Source organism: Paenibacillus sp. RU5M, assembly GCF_900221055.1.
GTDB classification, from domain to species: domain Bacteria; phylum Bacillota; class Bacilli; order Paenibacillales; family Paenibacillaceae; genus Paenibacillus; species Paenibacillus marchantiae.
The window spans coordinates 69,418-90,680 of the sequence record NZ_OBQM01000002.1 but is presented as its reverse complement, the minus strand read 5'-3'; the positions used below and the strand labels follow the sequence as shown (position 1 = coordinate 90,680).

General features: G+C 46.3%; 14 protein-coding genes. 11 read left to right on the top strand and 3 right to left on the bottom strand.

Annotated elements, in window-relative coordinates; translation table 11 throughout:
- Window positions 1-3: 3 nt before the first annotated feature.
- Window positions 4-5,088, bottom strand: a complete 5,085-nt coding sequence (locus CRO25_RS06235) for a DUF11 domain-containing protein (RefSeq protein ID WP_079694356.1) — start codon at window positions 5,086-5,088, stop codon at window positions 4-6.
- A gap of 181 nt (window positions 5,089-5,269) precedes the next feature.
- Here CRO25_RS06235 and CRO25_RS06230 point away from each other — a divergent pair, with 181 nt between their 5' ends.
- The 5 genes from CRO25_RS06230 to CRO25_RS06210 all read left to right on the top strand — a co-directional run bounded on the left by CRO25_RS06230 (window position 5,270) and on the right by CRO25_RS06210 (window position 11,391).
- Window positions 5,270-6,292 (top strand): LacI family DNA-binding transcriptional regulator, encoded by a 1,023-nt coding sequence (locus CRO25_RS06230; RefSeq protein ID WP_063563590.1) that lies wholly within the window; start codon window positions 5,270-5,272, stop codon window positions 6,290-6,292.
- A 198-nt stretch (window positions 6,293-6,490) separates the two neighbouring features.
- Window positions 6,491-7,402: a sugar ABC transporter permease gene (locus CRO25_RS06225; RefSeq protein WP_052016450.1), complete on the top strand. Its 912-nt coding sequence runs from the start codon at window positions 6,491-6,493 to the stop codon at window positions 7,400-7,402.
- 15 nt (window positions 7,403-7,417) lie between these two features.
- Window positions 7,418-8,305, top strand: a complete 888-nt coding sequence (locus tag CRO25_RS06220) for a carbohydrate ABC transporter permease (protein ID WP_063563591.1) — start codon at window positions 7,418-7,420, stop codon at window positions 8,303-8,305.
- Window positions 8,306-8,375: 70 nt separating this feature from the next.
- The gene (locus tag CRO25_RS06215) at window positions 8,376-10,019 is read left to right on the top strand and encodes a sugar ABC transporter substrate-binding protein (RefSeq protein ID WP_072732697.1); all 1,644 of its coding nucleotides are present in this window, start codon (window positions 8,376-8,378) and stop codon (window positions 10,017-10,019) included.
- A gap of 22 nt (window positions 10,020-10,041) precedes the next feature.
- Window positions 10,042-11,391 (top strand): glycoside hydrolase family 30 beta sandwich domain-containing protein, encoded by a 1,350-nt coding sequence (locus tag CRO25_RS06210; RefSeq protein ID WP_079694355.1) that lies wholly within the window; start codon window positions 10,042-10,044, stop codon window positions 11,389-11,391.
- 109 nt (window positions 11,392-11,500) lie between these two features.
- On the opposite strand, the gene CRO25_RS06205 is transcribed toward CRO25_RS06210, so the two are convergent.
- The gene (locus CRO25_RS06205) at window positions 11,501-12,325 is read right to left on the bottom strand and encodes an AraC family transcriptional regulator (protein ID WP_079694354.1); all 825 of its coding nucleotides are present in this window, start codon (window positions 12,323-12,325) and stop codon (window positions 11,501-11,503) included.
- Window positions 12,326-12,455: 130 nt separating this feature from the next.
- Between CRO25_RS06205 and CRO25_RS06200 the strand changes: the two genes are divergently transcribed.
- Window positions 12,456-13,916, top strand: coding sequence for an alpha-L-fucosidase (locus CRO25_RS06200; protein WP_372828761.1), 1,461 nt, complete (start codon window positions 12,456-12,458; stop codon window positions 13,914-13,916).
- A gap of 78 nt (window positions 13,917-13,994) precedes the next feature.
- Here CRO25_RS06200 and CRO25_RS06195 read toward each other — a convergent pair whose 3' ends face one another.
- Window positions 13,995-14,927 carry a carbohydrate deacetylase gene (locus CRO25_RS06195; RefSeq protein ID WP_179132098.1) on the bottom strand — a complete coding sequence of 311 codons (933 nt, stop codon included), beginning with the start codon at window positions 14,925-14,927 and terminating at the stop codon, window positions 13,995-13,997.
- A gap of 258 nt (window positions 14,928-15,185) precedes the next feature.
- On the opposite strand from CRO25_RS06195, the gene CRO25_RS06190 reads away from it, so the two are divergent.
- From CRO25_RS06190 to CRO25_RS06170, 5 genes are all read left to right on the top strand, one after another.
- Entirely contained in the window at window positions 15,186-16,424 is a 1,239-nt protein-coding gene (locus tag CRO25_RS06190; RefSeq protein ID WP_063563599.1) for an RICIN domain-containing protein, read from the top strand.
- Between the two features lie 130 nt (window positions 16,425-16,554).
- Window positions 16,555-18,279 carry an exosporium glycoprotein BclB-related protein gene (locus tag CRO25_RS06185; RefSeq protein ID WP_079694352.1) on the top strand — a complete coding sequence of 575 codons (1,725 nt, stop codon included), beginning with the start codon at window positions 16,555-16,557 and terminating at the stop codon, window positions 18,277-18,279.
- Between the two features lie 329 nt (window positions 18,280-18,608).
- Complete coding sequence (locus tag CRO25_RS06180; protein ID WP_256863589.1) at window positions 18,609-19,355, top strand: AraC family transcriptional regulator; 747 nt, start codon at window positions 18,609-18,611, stop codon at window positions 19,353-19,355.
- 76 nt (window positions 19,356-19,431) lie between these two features.
- On the top strand, window positions 19,432-20,661 hold the full coding sequence (locus CRO25_RS06175; RefSeq protein ID WP_072732703.1) for a multidrug efflux MFS transporter: 1,230 nt from the start codon (window positions 19,432-19,434) through the stop codon (window positions 20,659-20,661).
- Window positions 20,633-21,226, top strand: coding sequence for a hydrolase (locus tag CRO25_RS06170; protein ID WP_063565215.1), 594 nt, complete (start codon window positions 20,633-20,635; stop codon window positions 21,224-21,226). Before CRO25_RS06175 ends, CRO25_RS06170 begins: the two co-directional genes overlap by 29 nt.
- Window positions 21,227-21,263 lie beyond the last annotated feature (37 nt).

The window sequence follows — 21,263 nt, the reverse complement described above, 5'->3', positions numbered from 1 at the left end:
ATTTTACTCTTCGGCCTCAACAACAGTGACGATAACCTTGTTGGAAGCCAGCGTAATGGGAATTAAACTGCCGTCTGGAAGAACAAAGGAAAGGGAGACTGTAGCCTGATTCATGACCTTTCCGTTGGATGGCTGATGTTTGATTATGGCTGTGTATCCAACATCCACCGATGTTCCTGGCAGCAGATCACCCAAGGAGATTCCACTCGCCAAACTACAATTATGTTGAGCAATACCCTGTATTGTGACACTACCAGAAACCAAATTAACGCCAGATTGCAGTTGATCCGTGAGAACCAGATTTTTGGCTGCAAATGCACTCGTATTCTGAATGAGGACCACATAATCAACGCTTTCTCCTACCTCAACAATGCTTTTGCTTGCCGTCTTCTGGACAGGAATCACAGGTGCTGAGATTGGTATGGAAGGAACGGATGGGGTGGACGGTTGTGAAGAACCAGGCGTTGTTGGTGTAGTCGGATTAACAGGTGGTAACGGCGGCGTTGGAGGCTCAGGAGGCCCGGGTGGTACTGGCGGTACTGGTGGAACTGGGAAAATCACCTGCATGAGAACGTCATTGGACAGAACGTTAAATGAAACCTCGCCCAATGTATAGGAAACACTGGCCTGATTGGTGATCTGAGCCAATGTAATTCCTTGATTCACAATGACTTGGAAGGTGATAGGAATCGCGGATAAGGGTGCGATATTATCTACCTCAAATCCATTAATCGGATTGACTCCGGGTACACTCACATCTCTGATCGTAACACTGTTATTAACAAAAGTAGTTGCTTCAGGGATTCGATCCGTAAATATAATGGAACTAAACGGGACATTGTTACCATTCGTCAGCAGGAAGGAGAACGTAATCGTTTCTCCCGGGACGACCTGACTCGGCAAAGCAGATTTGACAATTTCCAGAAGAGGATCGCTGATAAAAGTAGTGACTGAATCGGACTCCACAGAATTGGAAATGACATTGCCATCAGGAAGAGTGAAATTATAATTGACTATCGCTGTGTTCACAACCTGATTATTCGATGGGAATGACAGAATATTTACCTGAAAGTTAATCGTGAATGTTTCACCTGGTGCCACTTCCCCCAATGGAATACCACTAACCGGATTATCGCTTATTTCCACTCCGTTTACGGTTAAAGATCCAGGGATAAAGAATGATTCAGGTGGAATTGGATCAATAACGGTTACATCGGCTGCAATATTGCCTGTATTTTGAACAACAAGCTGATAGAACACGGTATTTCCAAGATCTACGGCATCGGGGGTACCGGATTTAAGAATGGTAATGACAGGATTATAGACAGGAATGGAAACGACATTGGACGGCGAACTTCCACTTACTCCGTTTATGGCAAAGGTAACGGTGCCCTGATTGGTTAACGTCTGGGTCACAGGCTGCGGTGTAAGTGCATTGACGTTGACCTGGAACGTCACTGTCGTGGAGCTGCCTGCACCTATAGTGCCGATACTTACGCCTGTGGAGGGATTAACCCCAGGTTGAGCTACACCATTCAGGGTGAGGCTGTCAGGCACAAAACTTGACCCAGCCGGAATCGGGTCCGTAAGAAAGACGGATGTTGCCAGCAATTCTGTAGGATTCTGAACGAGCAGCGTATACGTAATAATATCTCCTGGGGCCGCGGCGGTAACGTCAGCTGATTTGGCAAGGGACAGAACCCCCGGTTCGGACACGGGAACCGTCACCGTATTGGACAAGGATGAACCCGGAATGATCCGCCCGTCAGGAAGAGTATAGGTGTAATCTCCAGTAGCCTGATTGACAAGCTCGGGTGGAGTTGGCACGGATGTCACTGTGGCTAGAAAAGTAACCGTCACCGGAAAATTGGGCTGGATCGTTCCCAAGTTAATTCCGGTTATAGGGTTGGCACTGCTCCAACGGTTACCACTGATCAGCACACTATTCGGTACAAAAGCCTCTCCTGCCGGTAATGGGTCAACCAGGATAACGTCAGCGTTATAGTTACCTTCATTGGACACCAAAACGGTATACGCAATAATATCACCCACAACAGCAGTCGATGGGACAGCTGATTTTACCAGCGCAATGACGGGTTCAAACACCCGGACATTGACGATATTGGATAAGGCCGTTCCAGTGAATTCTCCGGTTGTAAACGTAACGGTGGCCTGGTCAACCAGGAACAGGGGAAAAGGAACCGGCGGAGCTGTTCCGACCACACTGACCTGGAACGTGACAGTTGCAGAGCCGTTGGCTGGAATTGTTCCGATAGGGACCCCTGTGCTAGGATCGACTCCTGGGAGAGATGCACCGTTCACCGTTACGCTGTCCGGAACCAGAACAGAAGCAACAGGAATAGGGTCTGTGAGACTGACATTGGTTGCGTCAACCGGATCATTATTCTGAACAACTAGCGTGTATGTGACAATATCCCCAATAACGGCTTGGAGCTCACTTGCTGTTTTGACTACGGTCAGATTGTCTGCCGAAATGGGAATAACGACTAGATTGGAACTGCTGCTGCCAGGAATAATGCGGCCGTCCGGTGGAGTGAAGGTGAAGCTGGCATTACCTTGGTTAACAATCTGAAACGAAGCCGGTAATGATGTAATTACGACTTGAAAACTGACCAGGGTCGAGCTACCTGTCGGTACGAGGCCTAGAGAAATGCCGGCATTCGGATCGGCAAGAGGGACCGGAAGGCTATTTACGAGTACACTTCCGGCAACAAAGGTGGCATCTGGCGGAATGATGTCCGTTAATGTGGTTGTTGCGCCAATATTTCCTGAATTGATCACGGTAAACTGAAAGGTCACGGCTTCCCCGACTACAGCAAACGTAGGTGTAGCAGCCTTAGCAACGGCTATAATGGCCTGGAACACAGGAATGATGACCATATTGGAAAAGGAAACTCCGCTAAAGGTACCGCTGTCGAAGCTCACCTGGGCCTGATCTGTTAGTTGAGGTGGTGAGGGCAGGGTATTTACCTGAACACTGAAAGTGACTGTGGCTGATGCACCAGGCAAGAGAGTACCGACAGAGATACCAGAAACAGGATCTGCTGTAGGCTGGGGTACACCATTTAACGTGACACTTCCAGTTAGAAACGAGGAACCCGTTGGAATGTTATCGGTCAGTACAGCGTTGGTAATGCTGCTGGCATCTTGATTGGTAACTGTAAAGGAATAGGTAACGGTATCACCAACCACTGCATCTGTAGCAGCAGTTGATTTCACAACACTCAACATAGGTAGCGAGACAGGGATGACAACCGTGTTAGATGTAACAGATCCGGGAATTACACGGCCATCTGGTGGCTGAAAGGTATAGGAGGCTGTTCCCTGATTGACCAATTGCAATCCAGCTGGCTGACTAACAACACTTACCTGGAAAGTGACTGTAGAGGTTGCGTTGGGTGCAACCGGACCAATAGGTATTCCTGCAACAGGGTCAGAAGCTGGTTGAGAAACACCATTGACGGTTACGCTGCCCGGTACAAAGACGGAACCATCTGGTATATTGTCTAGGACGGTTGTTGTGGCATCAATATTTCCCGTATTGGTTACGACCAACGTGTAGGTAACTGTATCTCCGACAAGAGCATTGGTTGTGTCTGCGCTTTTGACAATAGCCACATTGGGTTCATAGATGGGAACCACCACTGCATTGGAGGTAACCGCAGTATTAATAATCGGACCATCGGGTACGGTAGGGGCAGTATAACCGACTCTGGCTTGGTTAAACAACTGAGCCGGTACAGGTACGGATGTGACCAATACCTGGAAGGTCACGGTAGCGGAGGTTCCCGAGTTGAAATCTCCAATCGGAAATCCGGTTACCGGATCTGTACCCGGCAGTGAAACCCCATTGAGTGTGATGCTATTCGTTACGAAGGAGCTTCCTGCAGGAATGTTGTCAAAGAACATAACGTTCGTTGCATTAACCAATGAAGTATTAGAGATGATAATGGTATATGTTACCGTATCTCCGACGACAGCATCAGTTACGTTGGCACTTTTGACGGCATTAAGGGCAGGGAGGTTGATATCGATCTGTAATCCGTTGCCGTCAACAAGATAGCCGTCTCCATTCGTTGTAAGCTGGAAGGCAGCTTGAGTCTGTGTATTGAGCAATGTAAATCCGACGTCCACGTTCGTAATATCCCAGCCTTGACGACCACCAACGATGTTTGTACCAGGGGTTCCATTGATCTGATTCCTTGTCCCGAACGTACCAGAGGTATCGAGGTTTCCGGCATCATCATTGATCTGTGAAGCGAAGAAGTTGTTGGAGAAGTTGTTCGGACCTGACAGATTCGTCACAGTGGCAATGGTCGGTCCAAAACGAGCCTGATCCCCGGTCTTGTTCGCATCACCCTCCTGTGTACTGAATTGTGCCCGACCTGCCAGTGGACCCATGAATGGTGTGGCAAATCCATCAATAATCATGTTGACAGGACCCGAAGTGGAAAGAATGACATCGGCATTCACTCGAATGGACATGTTTCTCAAAGGCAAGGCAGCATTTTGGTACACTACCGCAAGTGTCCAGCCCGCATGGTTGGAGGTCGGATCGGGTATGGACAGTGTTCCAACTACTCCACTGGTCGTATAGGTTCCTGCTCCTCCAGCAGAGATTAGACTTGTAACGTTTGCAGAACGAACATAGGCATAGGTTGTGGGGAATCCGGAAGCGGTGGACAAGATGACTTCAAAACTGGTTGCCGGGTCCGGAAAAACACTGGTCTGACTTGCTGGAGTTGTAAACTGTACAGCATCATTGATAAAGGCGGAATTGTTCTCCGTATTGTCAATGTATGTACCCCCCCAGATTAATTCGGCATACAGGATGCTGCTGCCTGCGGGGATTTGTAGTACAGCAGAGGAGCTGTTGTTCTGAAAAAGATTCGTTGTTCCTGGTGGATATGTTCCAAACTGCTGTGTGGTATCCGTCGTAATATAAGCCCCGATGCTGTCAACTGTCCCGGGAACACCAACAGTTTCAGAGCGGCTAAGTCCAAGCGTATTGCCTGTGAAAGTCACTGCACCATTTTCATTTATCGCATACCTTTCAATAAAGGCCATTATCATCTTCCTTCCGCATAGTTAGTCTCTACACGTATACTTTCGTAGTATCTTGTACCATGCCAAAAATCGTAAATAAATGAGTAGCAAAAAAAATCAGTGAATAAGTGTTGTATTGAAAACGGTTTTATGCTAATTTAAAATATATAAAAACGTTTTTATAGCAAAGGACCAAAAAATTATGGGAAAGATTACAATTAAAGATGTTGCAAGGGAAGCCGGGGTATCCATTTCTACGGTTTCCAACGCCTTGAACGGCGTGGATGTCTTAAACCCAGAGACCAAATCACATGTCCTGAAGGTGGCAGAGCGTTTAAACTACGTTCCCAACTTGAACGGCAAGCTGCTAAAATCCGGGCAAACCAAAATGCTGGGCTTTTTCACCACAAGTGTGTCGGGTCCATACTTTTATAAGCTGGTTGAATCCATGTCTCGCGAATGCGATCGTCTGGGCTACGGGCTGAATGTGTTTGTGACCAAGGATAAGCAGGTCATTATGAGTAATATTCTGGGACGGCGTGTGGATGGCGTTATCATCTACGAAGAACTGCGGATTGATGAGCAGGATATTGTCGCTATGGAGAAAGACAAGATTAAGGCTGTGTTTCTGGATCGGGTCTATCAGAGCGATACTATGGGAAGCGTCATATTTGACTCTTATGTAGCGGGTTACGAAGCAACCAAGTATTTAATTGGACTGGGGCACAAGAAAATTGCTTACATATCCGGCGTGGACACCATGTTTGACAGTAATCAGCGTAGAGATGGATATTTGGCCGCTTTGCGTGAGTACCAGCTTCCGTTGGATGATGATTACATCTTACAGGGATATTTTGAGGAAGAGGGCACCTACAGTGCTGTAAAATCTTTTCTTCATCTGCATCCTGCCAAGCTGCCTGATGCTTTTCTTGCAGGAAATGATGTGAGTGCAATCGGCTGCATCCATGCGTTGAAGTCTCATGGCTTCGAGGTTCCTCAAGATGTAAGTGTAGTAGGCTTCGATGATATTGATATTGCCCAATATTTTTCCCCGCCATTAAGTACCGTACGAAACCAGATTGCAAGGCAGGGTATCCTGGCGATCAATCACTTGGTTCGCATGATCAAGAAGAAGGAACATGGGGTTTCACAAAAACTGGCGGGTGAACTTATCATACGGGGCTCAAGTCATGTGAAGATGGACCGGAGTGATTTTTTAACATAACTGATTCAATCATTTCCGGTCTTTTTTAATTATAGATTTGATAATAGGGGGTTTTTTTGTCATAAAATAAAAACGTTTTTATGAGGAAATGCTTAAGTTGGAGGGGAGAAAAAGAGCGTGAGTAAATTAGCCGTAGAGACGTCGTCAACCGGTAAAAAGCCTGTAAGACCGGGGGGAAGGAAGCCAATCGGACAAAGAATGAAAGAGTTCGTCATCGATTATCGAAGACAATGGGAAATTCAATCGATGATTATACCCGGCATCATTTTTATGATTATTTTTTGTTACATTCCGATATACGGATTGACGATTGCATTCAAAAATTACACCGTTATTGATACGCTGTCTAGCGCACCATGGGTCGGTTTGGAAAATTTCAGAATCATTATGTCAGACAAATACTTCTGGGATGCCGTAGTGAATACGCTGGGGATCAGCTTTTTGAAATTGGGTATCGGGTTTGTCATTCCCATTATCCTGGCGATCATGATCTATGAATTAAACAGCGGACGTTTCAAAAAGTTCGTGCAAACGATTTCATATCTACCTCACTTTCTGTCCTGGATTGTATTGGGCGGCATGCTGATCACCTGGTTTTCAACAACGGGATTGTTTAATCAGCTGCTACTCAGCTTGGGAGTGATCTCGCAACCGCAGAACATTTTGCTGGATGCAGGCAAGTATTGGTGGATTGCAGTTTTATCCGATATTTGGAAAGAGGCCGGCTGGGGAACGATTCTGTATTTGGCGATTATGTCCAAGATTGATCCTACGTATTACGAGGCAGCCAAAATTGATGGTGCAAGCCGTCTCAGACAAATTTGGAATATCACATTGCCTAACATGAAGTCAATCATTAGCCTTAATCTGATTCTTACTGTAAGCGGTTTACTTGGTTCCAATCTGGACCAGACGCTCGTTCTGATGAACTCGCAAAACCGTGACAAGGCAGAAGTTATCAATTCGTATGTATATCGTATGGGGATGTCACAGGGTGACTTTTCGTATGCTACCGCGGTTGGTCTGGGCGTCTCGATCGTGTCCGTTATTCTGTTGGTCACCGCGAACAAAATTACAAGCAAATTAAACGATAATCAATCTGTGCTGTAGAAGGAGGCATCCCGTGTGAATGGAAAGGTGGCTAAAGAAGATCTCGATAGTCGGATCTTTGATACCTTAAATATTATTTTACTCGCTATTTGTACTGTCGTTATTGTGGTTCCGCTCTGGAATGTCATTATCTCTTCTTTTAGCTCGGGCAAGGCTTTGGCGGAAGGCGGGTTCATCTTCTGGTCACCGGAGTTCTCGCTGGAGAATTATAGAGCCGTATTCAACGATTCGAACATCTGGCAAGCGTTCTTCATCTCCGTTTCCAAAACAACAATCGGAGTCGTTACACACGTATTCTTCTGTGCCATGGTCGGTTACGGTCTGAGCAAAAAGCACATACGTGGCCGTAAACTGTACGTAGCCATGGGAGTTATCACGATGTTCTTCTCTGGCGGAATGATCCCAACGTACTTATTGATCAAATCACTTGGCCTGCTCAACAGCTTCTGGGTGTACATTATTCCGGCATTGTTCAGCTTCTATGATGTCGTCATTCTGATGAATTTCTTCCGGAATGTACCGGATTCCCTGGAGGAGTCAGCCAAAATCGATGGTGCAGGAGACTGGCATATTTTCCTCAAAATCTTCATCCCGCTGTCCATGCCAGCGATGGCAACTATTGCATTGTTCAATGGAGTAGGGCAATGGAATGACTTTATGACAACTAAGTTGTACATTACCGATCAGTCGCTGTATCCGCTGCAGATGATGCTGTACGAGATTATTGTTCAGTCCCAAACGCAATCCATGCAAAATGTGGGTGGCTCGGCAGTCATTGAAACAACGACTAAAGGGGTGCAACTGGCTACGATTGTTATTACTACACTGCCGATCATACTGATCTATCCTATCCTTCAAAGATACTTTATCTCGGGTATGATGCTGGGAGCAGTCAAGGAGTAAGAGGAACCTAAGCTTGTTAGAAAGTTCGCTCTATTCAATATTTCTCACCTAACTTTAAGGAGGAAACAATATGTTCAAGATGAATAAGGCAGCAGGCAAAAAAGGAGTTAAACTGTGCGCGGCATTGCTGACAGCGGTGATCATGATTACAGGCTGCAGTAGTGGATCAGGGGGTTCGAGCGAAGGAAACTGGGTTTCCATTGAAGATCGCTATACAGTCGATCCTGAAAAACCAGCTTGGCAGCTGGATAAAAAGGAAGAAGCTACAGACCTAACTTGGTACGTTAATGCCGACTGGTGGAACACGGATTTCGGCAAAGACATTGTAACCAAAAAGATCAAGGAAGATCTGAACATCAATATCAAATTCATTACAGGTGATGATACGAAGTTAAATACGTTCTTTGCCGGTGGAGATATGCCTGACCTGCTGACAGTATTTGACTCTAACTCTCCTGTGGTGCAAAAAGCCGCAACCTGGGCTATGCCGCTGAATGATCTTGCGGAGAAATATGATCCATACTTCAACAAAGTCGCAGCTGCCGATACCCTGAACTGGTTCCAGCAGGCTGATGGCAAGACGTATGGCTATCCAAACTACTCCAATACGCAAGCCGATTATGATAGCGGCAACATCCCAGCCAAAACGGCATTTATCATCCGTAAAGATGTATACGAAGCTTTGGGAAGTCCTGTCATGGGAACACCAGAGGAATTCGAAAGTGTGATGAAACAGATCAAGGAAAAGTTCCCAACACTGATTCCATTTGGTTTTAACTCTATCGGTGAAGGAACAGGTTCACTCGGAGACGTGTTGCAAGACTTCATTGGCGTGCCGCTTGAAACTGCAAATGGAGAATTCTATGATCGCAATCAGGATGAAGATTATCTTACATGGCTGAAGACTTTAAATAAGGTATACAGAGACGGAAATATCAGTGATGACAGCTTTGCTGATGATGGTACGGCCTTTGAGGAAAAAGTGAAATCCGGAAAATATGCAACGATGCTGCTGGATGGTACACCTCAACAGGGAGGAAATCTGCAAATTTATCTGAGTGCCAATGAAGGCAAAGAGTATGTTGCCGTTGATGGACCACAAAGCACCAAAGGTAATGCACCGACACTTAATCAATCCGGTATTACAGGCTGGATGATCAACTTCATCTCCAAGGACGCCAAAGATCCAGCCAAAGCGATTCAAATCTTTACGTACCTGCTAAGTGAAGAAGGTCAGCTTCTGATGAACTATGGTATTGAAGGCGAGACGTATAAAAAGAATGCAGATGGTACGGTTGAGTTGATGCCAGCTGTGAAAGACCTGCAACTTCATAATGCGGACAAATTCAAGAAGGAATACCGGATGGGCGAATTCATGTTCTTTGGCCATGACCGTTACAAAGCACTGAGTGCAGATGCTTTCCCGGAAGCGATTAAACAAATGCAAGAGTGGGGCAAAGGCAAACTGAAACCACACTTCATTCTGGAGAATATTAGTCCGAATCAAGGAACACCTGAAGCACGTGCGTTGTCGGCGATCAACGCCAAGTGGAATTCAACCCTGGTAAGCATGGTACGTGCCAAAGATGATGCCTCTTTTGACAATGCGCTCGCCGCTTACAAGTCATTTTTAGGTGAAAACCGTTGGGATGATATCCTGAAGGTCCGTAGTGAGAAAATGAAACAGAATAAAGAGAAATTGGGTATCCAATAAGAGGAATGTGGAGGGAAAGCATATGACGAAATTCAAAATGTACAAATCCACGGGAGAAGATGCATTGTTTGTATCTGTGTCCCAGGATCAATTGAAATCGCAGGACTCCGCCAAGGAAACAACGACTATCCTTCTAGATGATCAGCAAACGTATCAGGAAATGGATGGTTTTGGGGCTTCTTTTACCGACTCATCTGCCTATCTGATTAACCAGGTATTAAGCGATGAGCAGAGAGCGGAAGTCATGACTCGGTTGTTCCATCCCGAGGAAGGCATTGGATTATCGGTCATCCGCAATCCGATGGGAGCTTCAGACTATGCCAGAACGGTATACAGCTATAATGATCTGCCAGAAAATCAAACGGACCCGGAATTATCCGGGTTCAGCATTGCACATGATGAAGCAGATGTTATTCCTTTGACTCAAAAGGCTTTGGAGCTCAATCCTGAGCTGAAGCTATTCGCTTCACCTTGGAGCGCTCCGGGCTGGATGAAAACAAGCGGCTCGATGATTACAGGTCAACTGAAAAATGAGTGGTATCCGGCGTATGCGGAATACTTTGTGAAATATATCCAAGCCTACACATCACATGGATTGCCTATCCATGCAGTAACACCACAGAATGAAGCACTTTATGAACCAGGTCATTATCCCGGCATGTTGATGCCAGCTGAAGCGCAAGCAGACTTTATCAAAAATCATCTCAAGCCGGCTTTGGTCAAAAATGACATTCAGTCCAAAATCCTCTGTTATGATCACAACTGGGATCGTCCTGATTACCCGCTGACAGTACTTGATGAGGCGGCAGAAGAGGTAGATGGAGTCGCTTGGCACTGGTATGGGGGCGAATCCTCGGCACAAACAAAGGTGTATGAAGCTGTTGCCGGTAAAGAGGTACACTTCACCGAAGGATCAGGAGGAGAATGGATCCCTCCATTCGAACAAGCTTTCTCCAATGTGATCAGAACGGGTATTGAGATTCTTCGCAATTACAGCAAATCTTTTGTGCTCTGGAATATGGCACTGGATGAGAACAACGGTCCTACCGTTCCTGGCTTCGGGAAAAGTACGTGCCGCGGCATTGTGAAGGTTAACCAGCAAACGAAAGAGCTTACCTATACACTGGACTATTATGCTCTGGCTCATTTCAGTGCATTGATTCGTCCCAAAGCCGTACGCATTGACTCGTCCTCCAATGAGGCATCCATTCGTTCCGTAGCCTTCAAAAATACGGATGGTTCGATTGCTCTCGTGCTTTTCAATGACGGAGAAGAAACAGGAAATGTGCAGGTTCAGCTAAGAGAAGAAGAATTGTTAAGTTTCCAACTCGAATCCAAAAGTGCTTTGTCCATTTTGATTAACCAAGGATAATAATGTTGTAGTGAAAAAAGGCGATACTCAGAGAATTAACTCTGAGTATCGCCTTTTTATATTGCATCCAGTGAGTCTGTACTCTTTGGATCGCTAGATTTGGTGTTCCTCATACCATGATTTGTTTGCGATACTCCGTTGGATTCAGACCTGTATGCTTTTTAAATTGCCTTGAGAAATAATATAAGTCACTATACCCAAGGTGCTCGGCAATTGCTGTGACTGTTTTTGGCGTACAGGTCAGAAGTTCTTTTGCCTTATCCATTTTTTTGCTGGCAATGTAGTGGATGGGGGGAACGCCGATGTGCTGTTTGAAGAAACGAATGAAATAATTTGGATGCATGTAGGCAATCTGAGCCAGATCCCGGACAGAAATATTTTCTTCAATGTTGGAATCAATATAGGCCAGTATTGCAGATATTTTCTCCATAACAGGTATATTTGTATAACAGATCTGTTCCAGATCCAGATGCATAATGTAGTGGGACAACAATTCTATTAATTTACTTTTTGCCATCATATGCGCATAGACTTCACCTGATCGGGCGTAATCAAGAATGCTGTTGAATATTTCCTGTATAAGCTCGGGCCGATCCGATGAACAGAAGTGGGGGAAATTCAGAATTTGAAATAGGTTGATGCCTCCAACCTTCGCGCTGAAATGACACCAGTATTTGAGAAAAGGACGATCACTGATGGCAGAATAAGACTGCGTGACCCCCTCTGGCATCAAAAAAAGCTGTCCCGGTGCAGGATAATACTCCTGATCGCCGATCTTGAGCCAGCCCTCGCCTTCACAGATCAAATAAAATTTGCTGTAATCGGGTGTGTAATCGAGGTCTCGCCAATCCGTATCGCAGCGATTGAAGTTGACCATGAACAAATCAACCTGCAGATTGGATAAGTGGTTTGTGAGCAACGTCTTATGGTTCATTATCCTCAACTCCCTACAAAGGTTATTATTGTCCATCCTAAAGTTAACGTTCTGCATGTCTATCTGCTCAACCAGCTACTACAATACAAGTGCAGCCGATAACGGAAGGGATGAGAATCGAATGAGAACAATGCTGGATAAAAATGAATATTTGCAACAGATCGAAAAGACCATTGCCGAAGGAAAGTATAAGGACAGCTGGAATTCACTTAGCGCATTCGAGGTTCCCGAGTGGTACAAGAACGCCAAGTTCGGTATTTTCATTCATTGGGGTCTGTACTCGATCCCGGCTTATGACAGTGAATGGTATTCACGAAATATGTATATTGAGGGCTCCAAAGCTTATGAACATCACCTTCGCGTTTATGGTCATCCGAAGGATTTTGGCTATAAAGATTTTATTCCGATGTTTCTTGCAGAGAAGTTTGACGCAGATGAGTGGGCCGTGCTTTTTAAAAAGGCAGGAGCCCGTTATGTGATGCCTGTAGCTGAGCACCATGATGGCTTTCAAATGTACAAAAGCTCCATCTCTCACTATAACACAGTTGAAATGGGACCCAAACGGGATCTGTTGGGTGAGATGAAGGTCGCGTATGAGAAGCAGGGACTTACTTTGTGTGTCTCGTCACACCGTGCTGAACATTGGTTTTTCATGTCCCATGGAAAAAGCTTCGATTCAGATGTCAAGGAGCCGCTCAGACGAGGTGATTTCTACTGGCCCGCCATGCCTGAACCGGATCATCAGGATTTATACGGCTCACCTCCAACGGATGAATATCTGGAAGATTGGCTGCTTCGTTGCTGTGAACTGGTGGATCAATACCAGCCGAGCATTTTTTATTTTGACTGGTGGATCCAGACGGCAGCGTTCAAACCTTACTTGAAAAAGTTCAGCGCCTACTACTATAACAAAGGTCAAGAGTGGGGCATTCCCGTAGCGATTAACTACAAACATGATGCCTTTATGCTCGGTTGTGCCGTTCCGGATGTGGAGCGTGGGCAATTCGCCGATCTGAAACCGTATTTCTGGCAAACAGATACCGCTGTAGCAAAGAATTCATGGTGTTATACAGAAAACAACAACTATAAAACAGCGGATGAGATCATCAGGGACCTCGTCGATATTGTGAGTAAAAATGGCAGCCTGCTGCTGAATGTTGGACCAAAGGCAGATGGAAGTATCCCGAATGAAGACAGGGATATTTTGCTTGCCATAGGTCAATGGCTAGAAGTGAATGGCGAGGCGATTTATGACACGACATTCTGGCGGACGTATGGGGAAGGGCCGACCGAGGTGAAGGAAGGACAATTTACAGATGGAGAGACCAAGATCTTCACAAGTGAAGACATTCGTTTCACTGTAAAAGAAAGCTGCCTTTATGCCACGGTTATGGCTTACCCGGAGAACGGAATCGTTCATATTCGTTCGCTGAAGGAGAATTCTCATCATTTCCATGGACTGATCAGGGACATTCAGGTATTGGGCTTTGACGAAGAACCGGAATGGAGCAGGACGGAAGAGTCCTTGACGATAACGACAAGGAACGTGCATAGCTTCTCACCCGTCGTATTTAAATTAGAACTGGATTAAGAGATGAGATCGAAGGGCTATAACCAACAGTAATATGTACTGGTTATAGTCCTATTCTTTGTGCGATTCTGTAATGGATTACACTCGTTTACGGGTTGAAGAAGATCGACGGAGTGTTCTTCGTTTTTTGGACAAGCGATGTACTTTCGCCAAACGCTGCCGCTTCAACAAGCGCTGCCGCATATGACGAGGCCGTCTTTTTTCTACTGGTTTGAGAAGTGATGTCATTTGTATTGGTGGCAGTTCGCATGGTTCTTCCGTGGTATCCATCACCGCTTTGTAGTTTATTGGCATAATGCCCAGAGCCTGTATCGTTCGGGGAACATCCTGATTGACAAATACTGCAAGCTCATGCTCGCGGATGTCCAGCCAGTTGGAAATTTTACGCAGAGCACCATCGACATATCCGGGATGACATACAATCTCGGTAATGCCATCTGGGAGCTTAGATAAATGTTGTAGCAATCGCTGCAAACCCTCATGATCTCCGTAAGTATCCAGCAGAATCGTATCCGTCATCCGAGGGGCTGGCATAGGGCTTGCATGCCGGACCTGAGATCGCCGAAGCGGGATGTTTTCCCGGACAGCTTTCTCCGCCATGATTTGGAATATGATGGGATCGTTTTGATGAAGCAGCTGATGGGAATCGAGATGTGTAGGGGAAAGTGACGCTTGGGCCAAAACGTTCCATTGAGCATCGAGTTCTTTGGTAATATCAGTGAAATCTCGTATTAATCCACACTGGCCTTGATGAAAAGCACCGTCAGGATTCACCAAAGAAGGCACGATGGCCGGATCGGATACGGGTCTCCCGTAAGTCAGGTTAAAATGCAATCCGATTCCGAGGTCCGGCAGCGATCGGGCTAAACTCAGTGCATGATCAAAGCCCGGCATATTCACCATCATCGAAGTACTCGTAATTCCACCAGCCTGATATGCTTGAATAATCCCCTGATTAACGCCGGGCGACAGCCCGAAATCATCCGCATTAATGATTACTTGCCTGCTCATACCGCTTACTCCTTCCTCACGTTGAGAACAAACCATTTGCCATGTCCCTAATATATTAAAGGTCACAAGGTATGAACCGTTCATTCGCACAGGCCTGATAAAATACTTCAAATGCCGTCTTGTCCATGGAATATCCTGTTCGCTGTTAGAAATAATCCAGTTGCAGACAGAATACATTTAATGTAAACGTTGTTACGGATTGAGAAAAATGGGGTATCCCCGTTCAGAATCAGTCCGTTAATATGGGGAGGGAAAAGATTGTTGAGAAAAAGAAAAATCGTAAGTACGCTGGTGCTGTTCAGTTTCCTAATCGCTTTACTGCCTGGCACGACGACAAACGCAGCGACCAATTGGAATCTGGTGTGGAGTGACGAATTCAATGGAAGTTCTCTGAATACGTCGAATTGGTCTGCAGAGATTGGTACCGGCAGCGGCGGATGGGGAAATAATGAATTGCAGTATTATACGAATCGCACCGAGAACCTGCAAGTTACAGGTGGCAATCTGGTCATCACTGCACGCAAAGAAAATTACAATGGCAGCAGCTATACCTCCGCACGAATCAAAACCCAAGGCTTGAAGGATTTTACTTACGGGAAAGTTGAAGCACGCATCAAGCTGCCGTCCGGTCAGGGGCTGTGGCCTGCTTTTTGGATGTTGGGAAGCAACATTAATTCCGTCGGCTGGCCTAAGAGCGGAGAGATCGACATTATGGAGCGGGTCAACAACAATGCTTTTGTAAACGGTACCGTACACTGGGATGCTAACGGGCATGCCGATTATGGAAAGATATCGGAGAATCTTGATTTTTCCCAATTTCATGTATACAGCATCGAATGGGATTCCAAATATATAAGATGGTTTGTGGATGGCAAACAGTTCAATGAGTTTTACATCGAAAATGGAACAGGCAACACGGAGGAGTTCCAACGTCCGTTTTTCCTCCTCTTGAATATGGCTGTGGGTGGGAATTGGCCTGGCAGCCCTAATAATGCGACACCTTTCCCATCACAAATGCTGGTGGATTATGTGCGGGTATATCAAGCAGCGAGTACACCGAACATTGTCAGCGGGGGTCTCTATACGATCGGTTCCAAAGCAAGCGGTAAAGTGTTGGATATTGTGGATGTATCCACGGCAAGCGGAGCCAAAGTACAACAATGGACCAACTACAGTGCGAGCAACCAAACGTTCAGGGTCGACAGCACAGGGGATGGTTTCTATAAACTCACGGCGGTTCACAGTGGAAAAGTTCTGGATGTGCCTAACTCAACAGCATCACCCGGCGTACAGCTCCAGCAATGGGATGATAATGGCTCTAACGCCCAAAGGTGGAGCATCCAGGATGCGGGTAACGGTTTCTATAAAATCATTTCCAAGGTGAATGGATTGGCGGTAGATGTTTCGAGCTCTTCAACGGCGGATGGAGCTGCAATCCAGCAATGGAATGATAACGGTACGGATGCACAAAGATGGTCGTTTAACAAATTGAATTAATTAAATTGCAATAATTTTAGATGAATTCATCACAAAATTTGATGTTGGTAATATATTGTTGACATCAAGCAAGTGATGTTCGCCCGACCTGCGGACATTAACAGGGCTCCCAAGGAGGAGATTATGGAAGATGAAGTACAAGAAACGCAGTGTGCACGGCGGAAGCGGCTTTAGAAAAGGTGGAGGAGAATCACATCTCACAGGTATTGGGGAAGAAGCCCATTTACTCCTCAAATTAATTGGCGAATTGAAAGCTGCCATAGTACAGGTATTTGCTAATCCAACTCAGGTTAATGTTTCTGTTTTGATTGAAATTCTGCGCAAATTGCTGGCTTTGGTTCATCATTTGAAATTAAAGAAAGGAAACAAGGCCAGCTTGGAAGCTGCCTTGGAACTTTCCATTGCTTCAGCGGAGGTCATCCCATTCTCTCCAATAAGCGTAGGCACCAACTTGCAGCAGTTGCTTGATACGCTGTTGTCTGTTGTTTTACAGGAATGCATCCATTCTGCGGACAAAGATCAATTGGTCATTGCCATCAGAGCAGTAGAGGTAGCTCTTGCCAACGCACTTAGAAACTCAGGAATTCCGGGTCCTGCTGGACCCGCTGGACCAGCAGGACCCGCCGGTCCGGCCGGATCTCAAGGTGTTGCTGGTCCTCAAGGAACGGTAGGTCCAGCGGGATCGCAGGGTAACCCTGGGCCTGCGGGACCCATTGGTCCGATCGGTCCGGCGGGTAGCCAAGGTCCAGCAGGTGCAGCTGGTCTGAACGGAGTTACGGGTGCAACCGGAGCCACGGGTGCAGCAGGTCCAGCAGGTGGTGCAACTGGAGCCACCGGAGTGACTGGAGCGACAGGAACTGCAGGAGCGGCAGGCGTAACGGGTGCGACTGGAGCTGTCGGTGCAGCGGGCGTTACGGGAGCCACAGGTGATCCAGGCGTAACCGGAGCTACGGGTGATCCTGGAGTGGCGGGTGCGACGGGAGTAACGGGTGCTACGGGAGCCGCAGGATTGGCCGGAGCCACTGGTGTGACTGGAGCGACAGGAACAGCCGGGGTTACTGGTGTTACCGGTGATACGGGAGCCGCAGGATTGGCCGGAGCTACTGGTGTGACTGGAGCGACAGGAGTAGCTGGAGTCACCGGTGTGACTGGTGATACGGGAGCCGCAGGATTGGCCGGAGCCACTGGTGTCACAGGAGCGACAGGAATAGCCGGTGTCACTGGAGTGACCGGTGATACAGGAGCGACAGGAGTAGCTGGGGTTACTGGTATAACAGGAGCTACGGGATTGGCCGGAGTAACTGGTGTTACTGGCGTAACGGGAGCTACAGGTTCGGGAGCCATCATTCCGTTTGCTTCTGGTGGTCCAGCCATTTTGACAACACTCGTTGGTGGATTGGTTGGTACTACAAGCCTGATTGGTTTCGGTAGCTCGGCAACGGGAATAAGCTTGGTCGGGGGCACCATTGATTTAACAGGGTCAGTAGTTGGCCCACTCATTAACTTTGCATTTTCAGCTCCAAGGGATGGCGTTATAACTTCCATTGCTGCGTACTTTAGCACAACCGCAGCCTTGTCATTAGTCGGTTCAACGGTAACCATCACAGCACAACTGTTCAGCTCGCCTACGCCAGACAATGCATTTACGGCTGTTCCTGGAGCTGTCGTGACGCTGGCACCTCCACTTACAGGTATTATCGCATTGGGCACCATCTCCAATGGTATAACAACCGGATTGGCTATCCCGGTGACTGCACAGACACGTCTGTTGCTGGTGTTCTCGGCGACAGCTGCCGGACTCACACTTGTGAATACCGTTGTCGGCTATGCAAGTGGTGGCTTGAATATTACTTGATTTACTAACACGCAATGAGAATAAATAAGTCAGGAAACAAGCTGAGCTCCATTTGTATTGGAGACAGCTTGTTTTTTTGTTCTTTTAGGTTTATCTTCGTCACAAACAGGATTGAATGAATCAACTGAAAAACCATCTTCAGCTGAAATCCCTGTATACTAAACATGCCACTCTTTGGAAATCCTGAACAGGTGAACCGGAAGAGCGAATGAGACAGCAAGAACGATATGTGCGTGGAGGGAACTATGAATATAGAACAGCTTTTTTTTCATATTTTATACTGCAACTCAAGGAAGCCGAATGAACTTCGGACATTTTCCAATAAAGGGGTGCGAACGCTTCAGCATCATGAACTCATTTTTATTACAGGCGGCAAAGCGGAGATTACCATTGAGAGTAAAAGACATACCATTCAGGAAGGCGTCCTGATCTACCTTCAACCGGATGTGCCTCACTTGATAGAGAATGACTTTAAGAATCCCATAAGTTTTTTTTCGGTTCACTTCAGTTATGTCCGGATCGAGCAGAATGACAATACATGGACTGTAAACGAGGACGTCGAGATGTTTCCCTTACCAGCTGTCCAGCAATTACAGGATTATTATCAATTGGAAGAAGTATTTAAACATATGGTGGACACCTGGCATACAAAACTACCGGGTTATGAGTTTAGCACCAAGTCTTTACTACAGCAATTAATTATCGCGATTGGCCAAAATATAAAAAAGCGGCATCGTAATTATGCGACATCCTTGAAAGTGGAAAAGATCATCAACTATATGAATCAACATTTGCATCGTAAAGTCACCTTGACCGAACTATCTGAGCTCGTGCAGTTATCAGCCCCGTATTTATCAAGAGCTTTCAAAGAGATTACAGGATACTCCATCATAGAATTTTTTAACAAACTGAAGATGGATAAAGCAAAAGAGATCATTTTGGAAGGAAACAACAAAGTTAAAGAGGTGGCGCAGGTACTCGGTTACACGGATGAATTCTATTTTAGTAGGCTATTTAAACAATTGGAAGGCATGAGTCCAACGGAATTTTACAGCAAAAATGTCCATGGAGTTTAACATAATGCATGGTGCATAGCCGTTCTGATCGCTAAGATGAGGATATGATTCTGAAGCGGGAGGAAGGCTTGTTGATATGCCGCTGTGGAAAAGAAATTTGATTGTATGCTGGTTCGGAATGTTTGTGACCGGAGTAGGCATGAGTCAGATCGCACCGATTTTGCCGCTGTACATCAAGCAGCTTGGTGTGAATGACTCAGCAGCGATTGCCCAATTCTCCGGAATTGCCTTTGGCATCACGTTTATACTTTCCGCCATTTTCTCCCCCATATGGGGAGCGGCTGCCGACCGATGGGGGAGAAAACCAATGCTACTTCGAGCCAGTTTGGGGATGGCTGTAGTGGTAGGTTGTATGGGGTTCTCAACAAATGTGTATATGCTCATTGGACTTCGGCTGCTACAGGGTGTCATCACAGGATATAGCACCGCCTGTACAACGCTGATAGCGACCCAAACCGATTCCAAACATGCGGGCTATGCTTTGGGAACACTTTCAACCGCCAACATCGCAGGTTCCTTAATCGGTCCAACAATTGGTGGATTCATAGGGGTAAATTGGGGGCTCCAAAATTCGTTTTTTATAACGGGTGGGCTGATGATGATTGCCTTTATTACGACCGCCTTATTTGTGAAGGAATCGTTCACGCGAGAGGACAAGGTGGTGCTTGGTCTTAGGGAAGTATGGCGAAAAGTGCCCGAGAAAAGTCTGACGATTAACTTGTTTGTTACTTTTTTTGTACTCACTGTGGCCTTATATTCGGTGGAGCCTATCATTACCGTATATATTACGCAGCTTTCCGGTAACACTTCGCATGTTGCTCTGTTGGCTGGAATCGTGTTCTCGGCATCAGGATTGGCCAATCTCATTGCTGCGCCAAGACTGGGTAAGCTTTCGGACCAAATAGGTGCACAGAAGGTCATATTGGTTGCTCTTTTAGCTGCCGGAATTCTCTTCATAGCACAGGCGTTTGTAACGAGTCCGTGGCAGTTGATGGGCCTGCGTTTCTTATTGGGATTGGCGGCAGCTGGGCTAATTCCTTCGGTGAATACTCTGATCAAAAAAATTACACCAGCTTCCCTGACTGGTAGAATGTTCGGTTTTAACATGTCAGCAGGATATCTGGGAGTATTCGGCGGTGCTGTTTTAGGCGGACAAGTGGCTGCCTGGATGGGAATACGATATGTGTTCTTGATTACCAGTGCATTGATATTGATTAATGCTGGCTGGGTGTATTTTAAGGTATACAAAAAACTTGAAACGATTGGGAGAGAAGATCATGGAAAACTTGAAAAAAGCAGAAGCTGAACAGCTTACAGCTGAAAAAACAGCGCTAGTCGTGATTGATTTGCAAAAGGGGATTGTAAATAGCCCGCTACAGTCTCCACATACAGGTGAGCAGGTGGTGCAGAATGCGGCCAAGTTAGCACAGGCTTTCACGGAAAAGGGAGCTTTTGTGGTGCTTGTAAAAGTCTCTTCAGTCGATGGAAAAGACATGTTGAAACCAAAGACGGATATGGAACGGGGAGCGATTCAGTTTAGCGCAGACTGGGATCAATTTGTGCCTGAAATGACTGCCCATACTCCTTATCATACGGTTGCCAAACGTCAATGGGGTGCTTTCTTCGGTACGGATCTCGACCTCCAGTTGCGACGTCGGGGAATAGATACCATTGTATTATGTGGCGTTTCTACGTCAATCGGTGTAGATACTACAGCCAGAGAAGCTTATCAGCACGGTTATCAACAGATTTTTGTAGAAGATGCAATGACAGCTGCAACCAAGGAAGAGCATGACTACGTTTGTAAAACCATTTTCCCTAGATTGGGTCGGATTCGCTCCAGTGAAGAAGTGGTTACGGCACTGAAATAAGATGAGCCGGGTAAATAACCCAGGATTCTGACAAGAC